Annotated in this window: 14 protein-coding genes; 8 read left to right on the top strand and 6 right to left on the bottom strand. The window is 66.1% G+C overall.

What is annotated here, in order from left to right:
* Positions 1 to 74: 74 nt before the first annotated feature.
* The 3 genes from IC762_RS33605 to IC762_RS33595 all read left to right on the top strand — a co-directional run bounded on the left by IC762_RS33605 (position 75) and on the right by IC762_RS33595 (position 3176).
* Positions 75 to 1001 carry a DMT family transporter gene (locus tag IC762_RS33605; RefSeq protein WP_195786359.1) on the top strand — a complete coding sequence of 309 codons (927 nt, stop codon included), beginning with the start codon at positions 75 to 77 and terminating at the stop codon, positions 999 to 1001.
* The gene (locus tag IC762_RS33600; RefSeq protein ID WP_195786358.1) at positions 998 to 1759 is read left to right on the top strand and encodes an MBL fold metallo-hydrolase; all 762 of its coding nucleotides are present in this window, start codon (positions 998 to 1000) and stop codon (positions 1757 to 1759) included. Before IC762_RS33605 ends, IC762_RS33600 begins: the two co-directional genes overlap by 4 nt.
* 79 nt (positions 1760 to 1838) lie before the next feature.
* Positions 1839 to 3176 (top strand): NRAMP family divalent metal transporter, encoded by a 1338-nt coding sequence (locus tag IC762_RS33595; RefSeq protein WP_433995867.1) that lies wholly within the window; start codon positions 1839 to 1841, stop codon positions 3174 to 3176.
* A 101-nt stretch (positions 3177 to 3277) separates the two neighbouring features.
* Here IC762_RS33595 and IC762_RS33590 read toward each other — a convergent pair whose 3' ends face one another.
* Entirely contained in the window at positions 3278 to 3745 is a 468-nt protein-coding gene (locus IC762_RS33590) for an Lrp/AsnC family transcriptional regulator (RefSeq protein ID WP_246801355.1), read from the bottom strand.
* Between the two features lie 151 nt (positions 3746 to 3896).
* On the opposite strand from IC762_RS33590, the gene IC762_RS33585 reads away from it, so the two are divergent.
* The gene (locus IC762_RS33585) at positions 3897 to 5198 is read left to right on the top strand and encodes an aspartate aminotransferase family protein (protein WP_195786356.1); all 1302 of its coding nucleotides are present in this window, start codon (positions 3897 to 3899) and stop codon (positions 5196 to 5198) included.
* A 96-nt stretch (positions 5199 to 5294) separates the two neighbouring features.
* Here the strand turns inward: IC762_RS33585 and IC762_RS33580 are convergent, their stop codons facing one another.
* From IC762_RS33580 to IC762_RS33560, 5 genes are all read right to left on the bottom strand, one after another.
* Positions 5295 to 6032, bottom strand: coding sequence for a TIGR02186 family protein (locus tag IC762_RS33580; RefSeq protein ID WP_246801732.1), 738 nt, complete (start codon positions 6030 to 6032; stop codon positions 5295 to 5297).
* Between the two features lie 41 nt (positions 6033 to 6073).
* Positions 6074 to 7003, bottom strand: a complete 930-nt coding sequence (locus tag IC762_RS33575) for a sulfite exporter TauE/SafE family protein (RefSeq protein ID WP_195786354.1) — start codon at positions 7001 to 7003, stop codon at positions 6074 to 6076.
* 251 nt (positions 7004 to 7254) lie between these two features.
* Complete coding sequence (locus IC762_RS33570) at positions 7255 to 8106, bottom strand: hypothetical protein (protein WP_195786353.1); 852 nt, start codon at positions 8104 to 8106, stop codon at positions 7255 to 7257.
* A gap of 144 nt (positions 8107 to 8250) precedes the next feature.
* On the bottom strand, positions 8251 to 11832 hold the full coding sequence (locus IC762_RS33565) for a tetratricopeptide repeat protein (protein ID WP_195786352.1): 3582 nt from the start codon (positions 11830 to 11832) through the stop codon (positions 8251 to 8253).
* A gap of 395 nt (positions 11833 to 12227) precedes the next feature.
* A complete protein-coding gene (locus IC762_RS33560) occupies positions 12228 to 12815 on the bottom strand; it encodes a PadR family transcriptional regulator (protein ID WP_195786351.1) in 588 nt (195 codons plus the stop codon).
* 161 nt (positions 12816 to 12976) lie between these two features.
* Between IC762_RS33560 and IC762_RS33555 the strand changes: the two genes are divergently transcribed.
* From IC762_RS33555 to IC762_RS33540, 4 genes are all read left to right on the top strand, one after another.
* The gene (locus IC762_RS33555; protein WP_195786350.1) at positions 12977 to 13393 is read left to right on the top strand and encodes a nuclear transport factor 2 family protein; all 417 of its coding nucleotides are present in this window, start codon (positions 12977 to 12979) and stop codon (positions 13391 to 13393) included.
* A gap of 103 nt (positions 13394 to 13496) precedes the next feature.
* Positions 13497 to 15287, top strand: coding sequence for an acyl-CoA dehydrogenase C-terminal domain-containing protein (locus IC762_RS33550; RefSeq protein WP_195786349.1), 1791 nt, complete (start codon positions 13497 to 13499; stop codon positions 15285 to 15287).
* Between the two features lie 156 nt (positions 15288 to 15443).
* Entirely contained in the window at positions 15444 to 16652 is a 1209-nt protein-coding gene (locus tag IC762_RS33545; protein WP_195786348.1) for an acetyl-CoA C-acetyltransferase, read from the top strand.
* Between the two features lie 136 nt (positions 16653 to 16788).
* A complete protein-coding gene (locus IC762_RS33540; RefSeq protein ID WP_195790401.1) occupies positions 16789 to 19011 on the top strand; it encodes a 3-hydroxyacyl-CoA dehydrogenase NAD-binding domain-containing protein in 2223 nt (740 codons plus the stop codon).
* Positions 19012 to 19104: the final 93 nt, after the last annotated feature.

Genomic DNA, 19104 nt, shown 5'->3' with positions numbered 1-19104 from the left:
ACTGGATGTCATTTTATCATTTAATTTCCAAATAACAAGGCGCGGACCTAGATCATGGGCGAAGGAGAACTCCAATGTCCGTCGCATCCTCAATGGCCGCCCCGCGCGCCCGCTTCAACACCCTGCCGCTGCTGATCGCCGTGTTCTGCCTGCTCTGGAGCTTCGCCTTCGTCGCTGGCAAGATCGGCGTCACCGACTGCCCGCCGCTGATCCTGCTCACCGCGCGGTTTTCGCTCGCCGGCATCCTGATGCTCGGCGTCTCCTGGCTGCGCCGGGACCAATGGGATCTGACCTGGCGCGACGCTCTGGTGTTTGCCGTGCTCGGCGTCGCCAACAACGCGCTCTATCTCGGGCTCGGCTACACCGGGCTGAAGACCGTCTCCGCCGGCCTCGGCGGGTTGATCGTCTCGGCCAATCCGGTGTTCACGGCCATGCTGGCCGCGCTGGTGCTCGGCGAGACGCTGACCTGGCGCAAGGTGTTCGGCCTGTTGCTCGGCATCGCCGGCGTCGCCTTCATCGTCTGGCATCGCATGAAGGTCGGCACCGACGATCCGCACGGCATCTTGTTCACGCTGGCGTCGCTCGCCTCCATCGTCGCCGGCACCATCCTGTTCAAGCTGCTGGCGCCGAAGGGCAGCCTGTGGATCGGCAACGGCATCCAGAACATCGCCGGCGGCCTTGCGGTGATGCCGTTCGCCGTCACGCTGTCCAGCGTCGGTGACATCGTGCCGAGCGCGCGGCTCGCCGGCGCTTTCGCCTTCCTGGTGCTGGGCGGCTCGATCATCGCCTATCTGCTCTGGTTTCATCTCCTGAAAGTGTGTGGCGCGACCGCCGCGAGCGCCTATCACTTCCTGATGCCGCCGCTCGGCATGTTGTTCGCGTTCCTGGTGCTCGGCGAGCATGTCGAATTTCGTGACCTGCTCGGGATCGTTCCGGTCGCGCTCGGCATTTACCTGGTGACGCGTCCCGCAGCCGCGGTGTCGAAGAGGAGTGTGACATGAGCATCACCATCACGCTGATCGGCGGCCCCACCGCGCTGATCGAGATCGACGGGTTCCGCCTGCTCACCGATCCGACCTTCGATGCGCCCGGCGACTATCAATTGCCGCATGTGAAACTGGAGAAGCTGACCGGTCCGGCGCTGAGTGCCGGCGACGTCGGCGAGATCGATGCGGTGCTGCTGAGCCACGACCAGCATTCGGACAATCTCGACCATTCCGGCCGCGATTTCCTCAAACGAGCGAAGCGCGTGCTGACGACGGTGGCCGGCGCCAAACGGCTCGGCGGTAGTGCCGAGGGTTTTGCGCCGTGGGCCTCGACCGAACTGAAGAAGGGCGGCCGCACGCTCACCGTCACCGCGACGCCGGCACGGCACGGGCCGGCGGGCATCGAGCCGCTCTCCGGCGACGTCATCGGCTTTGTCGTGGAGCCGGCCAAGCCCGGCCGCCCGGTCTATGTCAGCGGTGACACCACCTGGTTCGACGGCGTTGCCGAGGTGGCGCGGCGCTTCGATTGCGGCGTGGTGCTGCCGTTCGCCGGCGCCGCACAGACCCGCGGCCCGTTCCATCTCACCATGGACACCAACGACACGATCGAGACCGCGCGCGCCTTCGCGGACGCCGTGATCGTGCCCGTTCATACCGATGGCTGGGCGCATTTCCGCCAGAGCGCCGCCGATCTCAGGATGTCGTTCGACACGCTCGGCTTCGGCCGGCGCCTGCGGATTCTCGAACCGGGTGTCGCCACCGTGATCGCGTGAGCGATCGGATGCCTCGGGCGGGTTTCGTCGGAGGAACCTGACCGAATCCAGTTCGTTGTCGCGATGGCTGGAACCGGACATGACGCGGCACAGGAAGATCTCGCGACAGCACCCTCAACAGTACGAATCTGCGTCGCCGACCAAGGCGCGGGGCGAGCGATCGCGCCTTGGCAGCGTCGCGAAGATGCTGGGTCCGGGTCTGATCACCGGCGCGTCCGACGACGACCCCTCGGGGATCGGCACCTACAGCCAGGCCGGCGCGCAGCTCGGTTACGGCATCGGCTGGACCATGCTGCTGACCTTTCCGCTGATGACCGCGATCCAGGAAATTTCCGCGCGTGTCGGCCGCGTCACCGGGCACGGCATTTCGGGCAATGTCTGCCGGCACTATCCGGGATGGCTGCTGGTGATCGTGGTCGCGCTGCTGTTCATCGCCAATACCATCAACATCGCCGCCGACCTGTCGGCGATGGCGGATGCGACCAAGCTCTTGATCGGCGGTCCAGCCATCCTCTATGTGGTGCTGTTCGGCGCCGCCTCGGTGGCCGCGCAAATCCTGATGAACTACAAGCGTTATGTCGCCGTCCTGAAATGGCTGACGCTCAGCCTGTTCGCCTATGTCGCGGCGCTCGCTTTTGCCAAGGTGTCGTGGACGCAGGCCCTGGCCGGCGTGCTGGTGCCGCGGATCAGCTGGAGCGCGGACTATTTCACCACCATCGTTGCGATCTTCGGCACCACGATCTCGCCCTATCTGTTCTTCTGGCAGGCCTCGCAGGAGGCCGAGGAGCAGCGCATCGATGCGACGAAGCACCCGCTGATCGAGCGGCAATACGGTGCGCAGCAGGAATTCCACCGGATTCGCGCCGACACTATCACCGGCATGGCGTTCTCCAACCTGATCGCGCTGTCGATCATCATCACGGCCGCCGCATCGCTGCACGCGGCCGGCAAGACCGACATCCAGACGTCGGCGCAAGCCGCCGAGGCGCTGCGTCCGATCGCCGGGCCGCTGGCCGAGGTGATCTTCGCACTCGGAATCGTCGGCACGGGACTGCTGGCGATCCCGGTGCTCGCAGGCGCGACCGCCTATGCGGTCGGCGAGGGGCGGCGCTGGCCGGTCGGGTTGTCACGCGCGCCGAAGCGCGCAATCGCGTTCTATTCGGTGCTGGCGCTGTCGGCCGGAATCGGCATCGCGCTCAACTTCACCCCGATCAATCCGATCTCGGCGCTGTACTGGAGCGCAGTCGTCAACGGCGTGCTCGCCGTGCCGGTGATGGTGCTGTTGATGTTCATGGCGCGCCGCCGAGATGTGATGGGCCGCTTCGTGATCGGCGGCTGGCTCTATTGGCTCGGCTGGCTCTCGACAGCAGCGATGGCGCTGAGCGTGATCGCGATGGGTGCAGGATTGCTCTTGTAGGATGGGTGGAGCGCAGCGATACCCATCGATGCACGGGGATAGATGATGGGTTTCGCTTCGCTCTACCCATCCTACGCACCGTTAATCCTTGCGGACCGCGCTCAGAACAGCGAGCTGTCGATCTTGGTCGTGGATTTGACCTTTCGCAGGACAATGGTCGTGCGATAGCTCGCAATGTCGGTGTCGCGATGCATCAGGCGGTCGAGGATGAACGATTGATAGCTCGCGAGGTCGGAGGACACCACCCGGAGCGAATAATCCCAATCGCCGGCGATCATGCAGCACTCGACCACCTCGGGAAGACCCGTCACCTTCTTCTCGAAGCGCGCGAAGGACTCCCGGTTCTGCTGCTTGAGGCGGACCTCGACGATCGCGTCGAACCCCAGCCCTACCCGCGCAGGGTCCATCAACGCCACGTAGGAGCGGATGACGCCGGCATCCTCCAGCGTCCGGACGCGTCTCATGCAGGGGGCGGAGGAGAGGCCAATCCGTTCGGCCAGCTCGAGATTGGTGATGCGGCCCTCGACCTGCAGCACGTCGAGGATTTTTCGGTCCAGCTCGTCAAGCACGATCGTGGCTCCCATCTTTTGCTCATTCTCGGCATTCAGCGCAATTAATTGCAGAATATGGGATCAAACGTATCTCAAAACGCAATGTCATTGCCATCCTGCGCGCATAGGATGGTCTGCAATCGCGGTGACCAGCAGCATGGGAGCGGGCATGGCCGGAAATGACGACAAATCCTTCTGGGACCGCGCGCGGCGTCACCTCATTCGCTATGGCGGGACATTTGCTCCCGTCATCATCGAGCGCGCGTCGGGATCCTTCGTCTACGACGCCGACGGCCGCGCCATCCTGGATTTCACATCCGGGCAGATGAGCGCCGTGCTGGGCCACGGTCACCCCGAGATCGTCCAGACCATCAGCGCGCATGCCGAGCGGCTCGACCATCTGTTCAGCGGCATGCTCACGCGCCCGGTGGTTTCGCTGGCCGAACAGCTCGCCGAGCTGCTGCCGCCCGGGCTCGATCGCGTCATGCTGCTGAGCACGGGCGGCGAGTCGAACGAGGCTGCGATCAAGATGGCCAAGCTCTTTACCGGCGGCTTCGAGACCGTCGCGTTCGCGCAGTCCTGGCATGGCATGACGTCGGGCGCCGCCGCGACGACCTATTCCGCGGGCCGTCGAGGATATGGTCCGGCGCCGGTCGGCTCGCTCGCGATCCCGACGCCGAATCCTTATCGGCCGCGCTTCGGCGATGCGGCCGATTGGCGAGCCGAACTTGCCTACGCCTTCGATCTCGTCGACCGCCAGTCGACCGGATCGCTCGCGTGCATGATCGCCGAGCCGATCCTGAGCTCGGGCGGGCTGATCGATCTGCCGGAGGGCTATCTCGCCGAGCTGAAGACGCTGTGCAGCGCGCGGGGCATGCTGCTGATCGTCGACGAGGCCCAGACCGGCCTCGGGCGAACCGGCGCGATGTTCGCCTTCGAGCGCGACCGCGTCGTGCCCGATATCCTGACCCTGTCGAAGACGCTTGGCGCCGGCCTGCCTTTGGCTGCGGTCATCACCTCGGCCGAGATCGAGGAGCGGTGTCACGAACGCGGTTTCCTGTTCTACACCACGCATGTGTCGGACCCGATGCCATCAGCGGTCGGGCTCAAGGTCATCGAGATCATCCTGCGCGACCGACTGGTCGAGCGCGCTGCAACCGCGGGGGCGCGGCTGAGGGATGGCCTGCTCGCGCTTCAGAACCGGTTCGAATGTATCGGCGACGTGCGCGGCCGAGGGCTGATGCAGGGTATCGAGATCGTGCGCGATCGCCATAGCAAGGAGCCCGACGAAGCGCTCGGAACGCGTGTGTCGCAGCGCTGCATGGCGCTCGGACTGAGCACCAACATCGTGCAGTTGCCGGGCATGGGCAGCGTGTTCCGCATTGCCCCGCCGCTGACCATCAGCGATGACGAGATCGATCTCGGCCTCTCGATCCTGGGCGACGCCTTCGCAAGCGCGTTGCAGGCGTAGGACGGGTGGAGCGTAGCGATAACCATCATGCTCGCCGTGGCTCCGGATGTCGGGTATCGCTTCGCGCCACCCAACCTATGGGAGCGTTGACGCTCATCAATCCTTGCGGAATACGATCGAGGCCATCCAGCCGGTCATCAGCGCCATGAACGCGGTGACCAGGCCGTAGGCCAGGCCGTTCTGCCGCGCCGTGGTGGCGACGAACTGCTCGAAGCCGACCTTGACGATCTCGAAGGCGGTGTCGGTCCTGGTCACCAGCGCGCCGTCGGAAAACAGTTTGATCTCGACATTGTAGATGCCGATCGGCACCTCGGCCGGCAGCGGGATGCCGGTGCGGAACAAAGTGGGCGTCAGGAACGTCACGGCCGAGCTCGCCTCGCGGTAAAGCCCGTGTTCGGAGCGCAGCCGGACGAAGGCGCTGCGGAAGGCGTCGTTCGGCACCACGTCGGCGTAATCGGGGCCGACGCGCTGCATCAACAGCACGTTGTTGAGCCCGAGCTGCTGGCGCCGCTGCACATCGGGGGAGGCGATCTGCTCGAACGGGCGGTTGGAGAACAGAGCGAGATAGCCCGGTACCTGCAGGAACTGTCGCGAGTCGGTGTTGATCCAGATGCCGAATTTGCGCTCCTTGCGCCGTGTCACCATGTCGGCGCGCGGGCCCGAGACAGTGACGACGAGATCGTAATTGCCCTGATGCGCCGCCGCCTTGTCGTCCTTCTCGACCGAGCCGAACAGCACCAGCTCGCCGCCGGAATAATTCGGCGTCACCGTGACGCGGTGGTTGGAGACCGAGACGATCAGCCGCTCGGCACGTCCCGTCGTGGCCACCAGCATCGCGGCGAGCAGGCCGATGATCGCAGCGCGCGTGTGCCGTCTCATGGCGGCGCTCCGCCGCTTTCGCGGATGCTGAACAGGTCCTGCGGCCGGATCACCAGCTCGATCGCGAAGCGGATGCCGACCGCGAGCACCAGCAGTCCGAGCAGCAGCCGCAGATGCTCGCCGCGGATCCGCTGGCCGGCGCGGGCGCCGAATTGCGCCCCGGTGACGCCGCCGATCATCAGGATCAGCGCCAGCACGGCGTCGACCAGATGGTTGGTCGCCGCATGCAGCAGGGTGGCGAACGTCATGGTCACCAGGGTCAGCACCATCGAGGTGCCGATCACGGTCGAGGTCGGCACCCGCAACAGATAGATCATCAGCGGCACCAGGATGAAACCGCCGCCGATGCCCATGATCGCGCCGATGAAACCGATGATGAGGCCGATCGCGATGACGGGAATCACCGAGAGGTAGATCTTGGAGCGCTTGAAGCGCAGCTTCAGCGGCAGGCCGTGGATCCAGCCATGGCTGCCGGGCTTGCGCAGCGTGACCGCGCCGCCGCGGCGGGCGCGCAGCATCGCGCGCAGGCCCTCCCAGAACATCAGCCCGCCGACCGTGGTCAGCAGGATGACGTAGGACAGCGCGATCATCAGGTCGAGCTGGCCGAGCGAGCGCAGATAGGTGAAGGTGAAGACGCCGAGCGCGGTCCCCAGCGTGCCGCCGACCAGCAGGATCGCGGCCAGCAGCGGATCGATCGCCCGCCTGCGCCAATAGGAGATCGCGCCCGAGAAAGACGAGGCAGCGATGTGACTGGCGACCGAGGCGACGGCGACCGCAGGTGCGATGCCGACGAAGATCAACAGCGGCGTCATCAGGAAGCCGCCGCCGATCCCGAACATGCCGGAGACGAAGCCGACCGCCGCGCCCATCGCCAGGATGAGGAAGACATTGACCGGAATGTCGGCGATCGGGAGGTAGAGTTGCACGCGCGTCGCTTCTGTCGGTTCGCCGCGGGCTGAAGCACGAGGCCGCATCACGGCGTGGTGTCGTCCTGGTCGGGCAGAACGGTCCGGTCGGCGCCTGAGCGCTGGCGAACGCGGGCTCGATTGCCGCGTCCCTGCATAACCGATATCGGTGGGCGGAGGGACTAAAGAATCCGCTTCGCGCGGCTTTTTTGCCGCACGCGGCCGACGCCTTGCCGGCGTGGTTGATGATTCAGATTAATGACGGCGTGAGATCAAGGCCGTTCGAGCGGCGTGGTGATGAGATTCATCGCCAGCGCATCCTTCGGGTTCAGCCAGCGGATGTCCGAGGTCTGTGACATCAGCTCGACGATCCTGGACGAGACGCCCATCTTGGTCATGTAGCCGAGCAGCTGGCCTTGAGTGCGCTGGCCCTCCGCAATGGGATCTTGCACCGGTTCGCTGACGGTGAAGCGGTGGACCCCAAGCAGCGATCCAAAAACGCCGTAACGGGTTTTGCCGCCGGCATAGACCAGCACGCAGGCGCTGGCGCAGGATGCCGCACGTACCTTGCCGGTCACGTCCACCGTGCCGACCGCGGTGGCAAGCTCGCGTCGGCGGATGACCTCGCCCATGATGGTGCCCTGGCTCAACTTGCCGCCATCCGACGACAGCAGGATCACATCGCCTGGCGACAGTTGCGCCTGCTTGAGTTGGTCGTAGAACCAGCTTGCGCTGGCCGCACCGATGTCGCCGCTGATCGCAAGCGCCCGCCGGCCTCGTCCCGAGCCGTCGATGTCGACGCTGGGAACGACCGTCGATTTCATGGTCGGCTTGCCGAAGGTCTCGCGCGAATACTCCCAGGCCCCCGGCCGCGACAGGTCCTGATAGGCACGAATTCCGACGCCCGACAGCAGCAGGACGAAGATCACCACCGACCAGGCCGAGGGCCTGAAGATGCCGTGCTGCGAAGGCACGTTCGCGGGGCGCGGCGGCGCGGCTTGGCGCGGTGGCTGGTCGCGCTGCGGCGGCTGGGACCACGGCGAGAGGCGTGGACCGTGCGGCGTGACCCGGGGACCGGTTGGCGACGAACGGTGCAGGTCCGTTTCCTCGTCATCGGCAGACAAACGCTGTCCTCCTGCGGGCACGATCCGGAAAGATCATGCTCAGACAAAGCACCGAGCGTTGCTCGCGCAATCGCGTGCCTGTCTACACGGTTGGTTCGCCGAGGTACAGAACGGCAACCGGAGCGCGGCTCCGGCTGCGCGATGTCAATGCGCGACCAATGCCGCGGTGCGCTTCGACGCCGGCTTGGCGGGCTTGACGGCTGCCGGCTGGGCCTGCGTCGGGGCGGCGTCCCAGCCGCCCGGCGGGGTCGCCACATTGACCGCATCGCTCGGTTGCGGTTCGGCCGTGAAGGTCTGGATCGCGAGCTTGGCGGCCGCCAGCGACTGCGGGTCGAGCCGCTTGGCGATGTCGTCGCGCTTGTGGCCGGCATCGGCATCGCCCTGCGCGGCCGCGAGGCTGAACCATTTGAAGGACTCGGCGAGGTTCTGCTCGACGCCGATGCCGCGGGCATAGAGGATGCCGAGGTTGACCTGGCTGTCGGCAACGCCGCGATCGGCGGCCTTGCGGAACCATTGCGACGCGCTCTTGTAGTCGGCGCCCTTGCCGCCGCCATCGGCGTCGAGCACGGCGAGATTATGCATCGCCTTGGCGTTGCCGCGCTCGGCCGCCTGCACGTAGAAGCGCCGCGCGACATCGAAGTCGCGCTTCACGCTCAGGCCCTTCTCGTAGAAGGTGCCGAGCCGGAACATCGCCGGCACCACGCCGGCCTGCGCGGCGCGGCTGTACCATTTGGCGGCCTCGTCGAGATTGGCAGCCACGCCCTTGCCCTCGGCAAAGCGCACGCCGACCTCATAGGCCGCGGTCGGATCGCCCTTGACGGCGGCGCTGCGCAGCGCCGGTCCGCCGATCGCGTCGGGCAGCTTTTCGCCGGTCGGAATCTGGATCATGGCGAGCTTGGCGCCGGCGAGCGGCGGTGCGGTCGCCGGGATCGAGCCGGTAACGTCATTGGCGCTGACGGGCGTCGCTGCTGCCGCGGGTACGGGTGCCGACGGGATCGCCACTTGCGCGGCGTCGAGCGTGTTCGGTGCCGGGGTGTTGTTCGATTGCCGGCCGAGCGGGGTCGGCGACGTCATCGACGGTCCGGGGGCGGACGACGGCGCGGCTTGCGCCGGCGCGCCGGAGTTTTCTGCGGGCGGCTGCGCCGGCGTTGCGGCGGGCTCGCTGCTTTCCGCCGCCGGGATCTGCGGCGCGGTGCCGATGTCGAGCAAATTCATCGCCATCTTGGCGGTGCCGAGCAGGATCACGACCACGCTCGCGCCGACCAGCAGCGAACGGATCTTGGAGGTGATGGTCGACGACGGTGCGTCGGGCGCGGCGCCGGCCTTGACGGCCGGGGCCTTCGCAGCCTTCTCCTTGGCCTTGGCCGCAGCCTTGCTGGCGGCGCGGGCCGCCTTCTCGTTGACCGGCTGGGCGGCGGCGGCCTGCGCGGCGCGCCGCGCCGCGGCGATGAAGCTCGAAGTGGAGACCGGCTCTTTCTTGGCCGCAGGCAGATCGCTGATCGCGCTCTCGGACGCGGCGATCCGTTCCGACGGCGACGACATCCGCCCCGTGGGGCGGGTGCCCGGCTCGAGCGGATGATCCGGCGGCAGTTCCAGCGCGAGCGCGGGCCGCGCGCTGGCGGCGTGCGGCTCGAGGATCTCGCTGATCGCGCGCGGCGGGGTCGGCGGCAGCGGCGGCGGAGCAGCCTCGACCGGCTGCGCAGCATGGAATTCGCGCGGCGCCGCCGTGAAGTGCTCCTGCGCCTGCGCAGGATTGGGCAGCTCGGGCCGGTAGGAGTCAGGCCTGTAGGTATCGGCGCGGGGCTGCGCGATCGGCTGCGGCATCGCCGCGCGCGGCATCTCCATCCGCGCCTCGACCGGCGCGGGCGCGGGCGGCGCGGTGCGCACCGTGCGCAGATCGGTCTCGATCATCGCAAGGCGATCGACCACATGGCCGAGCGTGTTGTGCACCGTCTCCAGCGAATCCTGGGTGCGGCGATCAGTCTCCGACTGGCTGAAGCGGATGTCAGACAGCTCGCGCTTCACCATGTCGACGATGCCGCTGTCCATCATCGGCTGCGGCGAGCCGACATTGATGTTGCGGGTGGCGTCGGCGAGCGAGGCGATGTGGGCGTGCTGCGCCTCGAGGTGCCGCATGATGTCATGCAGGCCTTCCTCGACCCGGCCGAGATTGCCGGAGCGCTGATCGGTGGCCTCCAGGCGCTCGAGCAGATACGACACGCGCTGCTCGAGATGGGTGAAGGCGGATGCGCTGTCGTTGCCGACCTGCAGACGGTCGATCCGCTCCGACAAGGCGCGGACCGCATTGTCGATCGCGTCGGAATTGTCGACGCCGGCCGGCCGCTCGCGCTCCAGGGTCGAGGTCAGCGCGGCGATGCGTTGCTCGATCGAGGCGAAGGCTTCGCCGTGGATGTCGGAGCGCGGCATCTGCGACATTTGCGAGAGCTGGTCGACCTTCGACGCGAGCGCGTGCACGTCCTCGGACAACCGCAGCAGCGCGTCGTTGGAGGCGACGTTGGAGACGATGGCGCGCAGCGCCGAAATCGCGCCCTCAAGCTGATGCACCGTCGACGGATCGTCATTGGCGCGCAGGATCATGTCGAGCTTGGCGCCGAGATTGCGGATCGCCTCGTCGTAGCCGGTGAGCTGCTCGGCCGGGGTCAGCGTGCGCAGCGCCTCGCGGATCTCGGACAGCGCCCGTTCGATGCCGGTGATGACCTGGCCGTTGCTGTTGCTGCCTTCCTGCCGGATCTCGTCGATCCGGCGATGCAGCGCGCGGACCTCGTTCTCGATCGATTCGATCGCCCGGCGCGGCATCGCCTCGGTGATGGCCTGGCGGATGTCCGACAGCTCGCTGCGGAACGCGGCGATCGATTGCTCGATATGGTCGGGCCGCTGCAGCGCCTCGATCTGGCTGGTGATCTTGAGCAGGTGCTTCTCCAGCGAGGAGAAGTCGGGTCCTGCTGGCGCGGACGGCGCAACCGGTTGCGGAGGCGGCGGCGCATAGGCGGGCATCGGCGCTGCCGCAGGCGCCATCGGCGGCGCATTGCGCGGTGGCATCTGCCGCGGCGCGGGACCGTCGAGCTCGTTCTGGCGCGCGGCAATCTCGGCGATCGCGGAATCGAACGATGCCGGGCTCAGCGGCGGCGAAGCGCGATAGACCTGGGCTGCGGCGCGTTCGACCGCATCGGCCTGGCGTTGCCGCTCCTGCTGCTGGCGGTCCTGCTGCGGGCGTTCCTGTTGCAGACTTTCTTGTTGCAAGCGGTCTTGCATCTGCTGCTGACGATCCGGCATCGGCGGCTCGCGCATTGGCAAAGGCTGCGGCTGGGCCTGCTGCGGCGCGCGCGCAGCCTGCGGCTTGGAAATCTGCGACAGCCGCGCATCGAGGCGCGAGATCGCGTCATTGAGCTGGCGGGCGATGGCCGGCTGGCCGCGCGGCACTTCGGCGCGCACCGCTTCGGCGCGCGACATCGGCTTTGCAATCTGCTCGATCTGCTGGGTGATGGCGTCGAGCCGCTGATGGATGTCGGCGACCTCGCGGCTCTCCCGGCTCGGCATCGCCGGCCGCTGCTCGTAACCGGTCCGATAGTCCGGCGGGCTGGGCTCGCCGACGGTCGAATTGAGCCAGTCGTTCAACGACATGCCGGCGCGGCGCGCCGCCGCCTCGGCCCTTTCGCGGACGGAGGGATCGATGCCGTCAACACTCCACGATACGCGCGAATTCATGATTCCGTCCGGTCCCGACTCCGGCGCTACACCCTGCGCCTGCAGTCTCCCCGCGCATTCCCGTTAAGAGACAATCGAATTCTGCGCGGGTCGTCTGCCTCAGCTGTCGACTTTTTCCCGTCACGGTAAATAACGGGTTAAGGAATGCGGCTGGCGGGCCTTAAAGTTAGGGAATCGTGGAACCTGTTGCGCCGGAGCGGGACACGGGGAAGGTGACGCTTCCTGCGTGAGGATGTGACGCTTTATCCTCATCTATAGCTGTCATCGCCCGGCCTGTGCGCAATTGCGCACATGGACCGGGCGACCCAGTACGCCGCAGCCCATCGGCTCAAGCACGACGGCCTCTGGAATACTGGATGACCCGCATGCGCGGGTGATGACACCGAGCAGCGGTCTTAGCTGCCGCTCTCGCGCTTGCCGTCGTCGAGCGGCAGCACGTTGCCGCGCTGGGAGATCGCGGAGAGCGCGTCGAGCGCCTCCTCGCACCACTCCACCACCACGCGCTCGTGGCGCATCCCGATTCGAAGCCCCAGCATCTTGCCGAGATCGGCCGGCGGCGCCGTGCCGTCGGGGAAGCGCTTGTTGAGCAGGCGCTCATAGCGCTCATAGCGGTCGCGGTGGTGCTCCAGCCGCGCCATCAGGTCGGTGCGCAGCGGCTCGATGTCGACGACATCGAGCGCATAGAGGCGGACCAGCAGATCGTCCTTGATCGACGGCGGCACGCTTGGCCGCCCCGCCCAATGCTTCAGCGCCGCACGGCCCTCGGCCGTCAGCGTGTAGACCAGCTTGTTGGGCTTGCCGGACTGCACCACCTCGCGACCCTGGACATGGCCCTTGTCGCGCAGCCGCGACAGCTCGCGGTAGATCTGCTGATGGTCGGCCTTCCAGAAGAAGCCGATCGAGGCATCGAAGGTCTTGGCGAGCTCATAGCCCGTCATCGGACGTTCCGTGAGGCATGCGAGGATTGCGTCTCCGAGCGCCACCACCCACCTCCATCTGAGTTCCAGACGTCATTGTGAAGTTCGCTTGACTTTATGCGTTGCTGTGCATATGCGTCAATATGCATATGGTGATTGGCGCGCCGCCGCTTTTGTCGCGCGCGCCTGGTGTTCTGGCTTCCCAACCCCACCGCAGGAGACGTCCGATGCGCAGTCCGGGCCTCGACAAGTGGTACGCCTACATGAATTCCCACGACACCGCTGTCTTGTGGGACCTGCTGCACCCGGATGCGGTGTTTGAAAGCCCGGTGGTGCACACCCCGCAGCGCGGCCGCGACATCACCTTCAAATATCTCATTAGCGCGGCGAAAGTGCTCGGCGGTCCCACCTTCAAGTATCTCGGCGAATGGCAGAACGACACCGGCGCGGTGCTCGAATTCGAGAACGAGATCGACGGCATCAAGCTCAACGGCGTCGACATCATCAGCTTCGACGCTGACGGCCGCATCACGCATTTCAAGGTGATGGTGCGCCCGCTGAAGGCGATCAATCTGCTGCATCAGATGATGGGCGCCGAGCTGATGAAGCAAGGCGGCGCTGCGTCGCAATCACAGCCCCGATAGTCACTGCGCGGACCTCTGGAACCGGATAAGGTTCGTTCCAACAACCAAGCACGAGCTGCGCTGCATCGGCCGCAAAGCGATCGCAGCCAGCCGGGAGACCAAGATGCCGATCTACAAAGCCCCTGTCGAGGACGTCAGCTTCCTGCTCAACGACGTCTTCCAGATCGATCGCTACGACAATCTGCCGGGCTTCACCGACGCCTCAGCCGATGTGCGCGAGGCGATCATCGGCGAGGCCGCCAAGCTCAGCGAAGAGGTGCTGCAGCCGCTCAATCGCACCGGCGATCTCGAAGGCTGCAAGCGCAACGACGATGCCAGCGTCACCACGCCGAAAGGTTTCAAGGAGGCGTTCAAGCAGGTCACCGAGGGCGGCTGGCTCGGGCTTTCCGCGCCGACGGAGTATGGCGGGCAGGGCCTGCCGGTGACGCTTTCGCAGGTGGTCGCCGAATTCCAGATCTCCGCCAACATGGCGTTCTCGATGTATGGCGGCCTCACCATGGGCGCGACCGCGGCGCTGCTGGTGCACGGCACCCCCGAGCAGAAGCAGACCTATGTGCCGAAGATGATTGCCGGCGAATGGACCGGCACCATGAACCTGACCGAGCCGCATTGCGGCACCGATCTCGGTCTGCTCCGCACCAAGGCGGTGCGCCAGCAAGACGGCAGCTTCAAGATCACGGGCACCAAGATCTTCATCTCGGCCGGCGAGCATGATCTGACCTCCAACATCATCCATCTGGTGCTGGCACGGATCGAAGGCGCGCCCGCCGGCATCAAGGGCGTCTCGCTGTTCGTCGTGCCCAAGGTGATGGTCAATGCCGACGGCTCGCTGGGGCAGCGCAACGGCGTGTCCTGCGGCTCGATCGAGCACAAGATGGGCATCCACGGCAATTCCACCTGCGTGATGAACTACGACAACGCCACCGGCTGGGTGATCGGCGAAGAGAACAAGGGCATGCAGGGCATGTTCGTGATGATGAACGAGGCCCGGCTCGGGGTCGCCGTGCAGGGCCTCGCGCAGTCCGAGGTCGCCTATCAGAACGCGGTGGCCTACGCGCGCGAACGCCTGCAGGGCCGCGCGCTGACCGGCGTGCAGGCCCCGGACAAGCCGGCCGATCCGATCATCGTGCATCCCGACGTGCGCCGCACGCTGCTGACGATCCGCGCCTTCAACGAGGCGGCGCGCGCGATGGTGGTGTGGACCGCGCTGAAGAGCGACGTCGCGCATCGCTCCGACGATCCCAAGGATCGCCAGGCCGCCGACGACCATATGGGCCTGATGACGCCGGTGCTGAAGGGCGTGCTGACCGATACCGGCTTCGCCAACACCGTCTCGGCGCAGCAGATGTATGGCGGCCATGGCTACATTGCTGAGCAGGGCATGGAGCAGTTCGTCCGCGATGCCCGCATCGCGATGATCTATGAGGGCGCCAACGGCATCCAGGCGCTGGATCTGGTCGGCCGCAAGCTGCCGCGCGACGGCGGCCGTGCCGCGATGGCGTTCTTCGGCGAGGTCGGCGCCTTCGCCAAGGAGCATGGCGGCGACGAGGCGATGAAGCCGTTCATCACGCCGCTGTCGACCGCGCTCGGCCATTTGCAGCAGGCGACCGGCTGGCTGATGCAGAACGCGCTGGCCAAGCCCGACAATGCCGGCGCCGCTGCGACCGACTACATGAAGCTGTTCGGCCTTGTCGCGCTCGGTTACATGTGGGCCAAGATGGCCAAGGTGACGCAGGACAAGATCGCGGCCTCCGGCGCCACGCAATACCTGAACACCAAGCTCGTCACCGGCCGCTTCTTCATGGAAAAGCTGCTGCCGGAAACCGCCGTGCACCTGGCTCGGGTCCAGAGCGGCAGCGCCACCACGATGGAACTGGCCGCGGAGGCGTTCTAAAGCGTTTTCCAGCGAAGTGGATACCGGTTCGCGTGAAGAAAACGCGTCAAACAAGAAGTCAGAGCCAGTCCGTCGGCTCTGAAAATTGCCGCCGCGGCACTCGCGGCGGGGCTTCCTTCGGTTATATATTATGATCCTCATCTAAGGGAGGGCGTCATGCCTGAGGCCTATATCTACGATCACGTTCGCACCCCGCGCGGCCGCGGCAAGCAAGATGGCGCGCTGCACGAGGTCACCGCGCTGGCGCTCGCCACGGTGCCGCTCAAGGCGCTGAAGGACCGCAACAACCTGCCTGAGGACAGCGTCGACGACGTCGTGCTCGGCGTGGTCGATCCGGTCGGCGAAGCCGGCAGCGACATCGCGCGCTTCGCCGCGCTGAAGGCGGGTCTCGGCGAGAAGGTGCCGGGCGTGCAGATCAGCCGGTTCTGCGCCTCCGGCCTCGATGCCGTAAATTTCGCCGCGGCCCAGATCATGGCCGGCCAGCATGAGCTCGTGATCGGCGGCGGTGCCGAATCGATGAGCCGGGTCGGCATCGGCGCCTCCGGTGGCGCCTGGCCGATGGACCCCTCGATGGCAGTGCCGGCCTATTTCATGCCGCAGGGCATCTCGGCCGATTTGATCGCCACCAAATACGGCTTCTCGCGCGACGACGTCGACGCCTATGCGGTGCAGAGCCAGCAGCGCGCGGCGAAGTCCTGGGAAGAAGGCCGCTTCAAGAACTCGGTGGTGCCGGTCAAGGACGTCAACGGCCTGACGATCCTGGCCAAGGACGAGCACATGCGCCCGACCACGACGATGCAGTCGCTGGCGCAGCTGCAGCCGTCATTCGCGGCGATGGCGGCGATGGCCGGCTTCGATGCGGTCGCGGTGCAGTCGCATCCCGAGGTCGAGAAGGTCAATTACGTGCACCATGCCGGCAACTCCTCCGGCATCGTCGACGGCGCCGGTGCGGTGCTGCTCGGCAGCAAGGAGGCGGGCGCGAAGCACGGCCTGAAGCCACGCGCGAAGATCCGCGCGTTCGCCAATATCGGCTCGGAGCCCGCCATGATGCTGACCGGCCCGGTCGACGTCACCGAAAAGCTGTTCGAGCGCTCCGGCATGAAGAAGTCGGATATCGACCTGTTCGAGCTCAACGAGGCCTTCGCCTCGGTGGTGCTGCGCTACATCCAGGCCTTCGACATCGACAACGCCAAGATCAACGTCAATGGCGGCGCGATTGCGCTCGGCCATCCGCTCGGCGCGACGGGGGCGATGATCCTCGGCACCGTGCTCGACGAGCTCGAGCGCACCAACAAAGAGACCGCGCTGGTGACCCTGTGCATCGGCGGCGGCATGGGCACCGCGACGATCATCGAGCGGGTGTAACCGAGAAGGCGGCGTCATCCTGAGGTGCGAGGGCGAAAGCCCGAGCCTCGAAGGATGGAGAAATTCACCGGGTCATCCTTCGAGGGCCTCGCAAGAGCGAGGCTACCTCAGGATGACGGAGAGACTGGAGAACGACATGGCCTACAAGAATTTCAAGTTCGAGACCGACGCCGACGGCATCGCGCTGGTCACCTGGGACATCCCCGGCCGCTCGATGAACGTGCTGGACGAGACCTCGATCCTCGAAATCGAGGAGATCACCAAGCAGACGACCAGCGACCCCGCGATCAAGGGCGTCGTCATCACCTCGGCCAAGGATGCGTTCTGCGCCGGCGCCGATCTCTCGATGCTCGAGGGCATGAGCCGCACCTATGCCGATCTCCTGAAAGGGAAGGGCGAGGAAGCGGCTAACCAGGCGCTGTTCGAGCAGAGCCGCCGCTTCTCGCAGGCGTTCCGCGCGATCGAAACGTCGGGCAAGCCGTGGGTTGCCGCGATCAACGGCCTCGCGCTCGGCGGCGGTTTCGAGATCACGCTGTCCTGCCACTACCGCGTCGCCGCCGACAACCCGAAGACCCGGCTCGGCCTGCCCGAGATCAAGGTCGGCCTGTTCCCCGGCGCCGGGGGCACCCAGCGCGTGCCGCGCATCGTGCCGCCGCAGGACGCGATGACGATGCTGCTGAAGGGCGAGGCGCTCAACCTTACGCGCGCCAAGGCGCTCAACCTCGTTCATGCCGTCGTCCCCGCCGCCGACATGATCAAGACGGCGAAGGACTGGATCAAGGGCGGCGGCAAGGCCGTCGCGCCGTGGGACGAGAAGGGTTTCAAGCTACCGGGCGGACCCGTCTTCTCCAAGATGGGCATGCAGATGTTCCCGGCCGGCAACGCGATCTATCGCCGCGAGACCTACGACAATTATCCGGCCGCGCGCGCCATCATGAGCTGCGTCTATGAAGGCCTGCAGCTGCCGATCGACGCGGGGCTTCGGGTCGAGTCGCGCTACTTCACCCAGATCCTGCGCTCGAAGGAAGCGCAGGCGATGATCCGCTCGCTGTTCCTGTCGATGCAGGAACTGAACAAGGGCGCGCGCCGCCCGGCCGGCGTGCCGCCGACCAAGGTGAAGAAGCTCGCCGTGATCGGCGCCGGCTTCATGGGCGCCAGCGTCGGCTTCGTCTCGGCGCAGGCCGGGATCGACGTTGTGCTGGTCGATCGCGACCAGGAGAGCGCCGACAAGGGCAAGGGTCATGCGAAGAGCGTGATCGACGGGCTGATCGCGAAGGGCCGCATGAAGGCTGAGGCAGGCGACGCCATCCTGTCGCGTATCTCGGCGACCGCGGACTACAACGCGATCTCCGACTGCGATCTCGTGATCGAAGCCGTGTTCGAGGATCGCAAGATCAAGGCCGACACCTATGCCAAGGCGCAGCCGCTGCTGAAGGCGGGCGCGATCTTCGCCTCGAATACCTCGACATTGCCGATCAACTCGCTGGCCGAGGAGTTCAAGGACCAGGGCAAGTTCCTCGGCATCCATTTCTTCTCGCCGGTCGAGAAGATGATGCTGGTCGAGATCATCATGGGCAAGAACACCGGCGACGTCGCGCTGGCGACTGCGCTCGATTACGTGCGCGCGATCGGCAAGACGCCCATCGTGGTCAACGACTCACGCGGCTTCTTCGCCAACCGCTGCGTGATGCGCTACATCGCCGAGGGCAACGAGATGCTGCTCGAAGGCGTGCCGCCGGCGATGATCGAGAACACCGCCAAGATGGCCGGCATGCCGGTCGGCCCGCTGTCGCTGCAGGACGAGGTCGCGCTCGATCTGGGCTTAAAGATCACCAAGGCGACCGAAGCCGATCTCGGCCCCAATGCGATCGACCAGGCGCAGAAGCAGCTGATGGTCGAGATGGTCGAGAAGCAGGGCCGCTTTGGCCGCAAGAACGGCAAGGGCTTTTACGACTATCCCGAGAAGGGCAAGGGCCAGAAGAGCCTGTGGCCGGGGCTCGCCAACCTTCAGCCGAAGCAGCTCGATCCGGATACGCTTCATGTCGATGAATTGAAGCAGCGTTTCCTGGTGGTGCAGGCGGTAGAAGCCGCGCGCACCGTCGAGGATCACGTCATCACCGACGTGCGCGAGGCGGATGTCGGCTCGATCCTGGGCTTCGGCTTCGCACCGTTCACCGGCGGCACGCTGTCCTATATCGACTTCATGGGGACCAAGAACTTCGTCGAGCTCTGCCACAAGTTCGAAGCCAAATACGGCTCCCGCTTCACCCCGCCGAAACTGCTGGAAGAGATGGCGGCGAAGGGCGAAACCTTCTACGGCCGCTTCCCGCCAAAGAAGGCGGCGCAAGCCGCGGGGTAGGCGGCGGGCGGGTGTGGCACCTCCCCTTGAAAAAGGGAGGTCGCTTTGCTCGTCAGAGCAAGGCGGGTGGGGATCAGTCTCTCCACACGCAGC

The sequence above is a fragment of the Bradyrhizobium genosp. L genome (assembly GCF_015624485.1).
Taxonomy (GTDB): domain Bacteria; phylum Pseudomonadota; class Alphaproteobacteria; order Rhizobiales; family Xanthobacteraceae; genus Bradyrhizobium.
The sequence above is the reverse complement of the archived record's forward strand: the minus strand, read 5'-3'. Positions and strand labels throughout refer to the sequence as shown.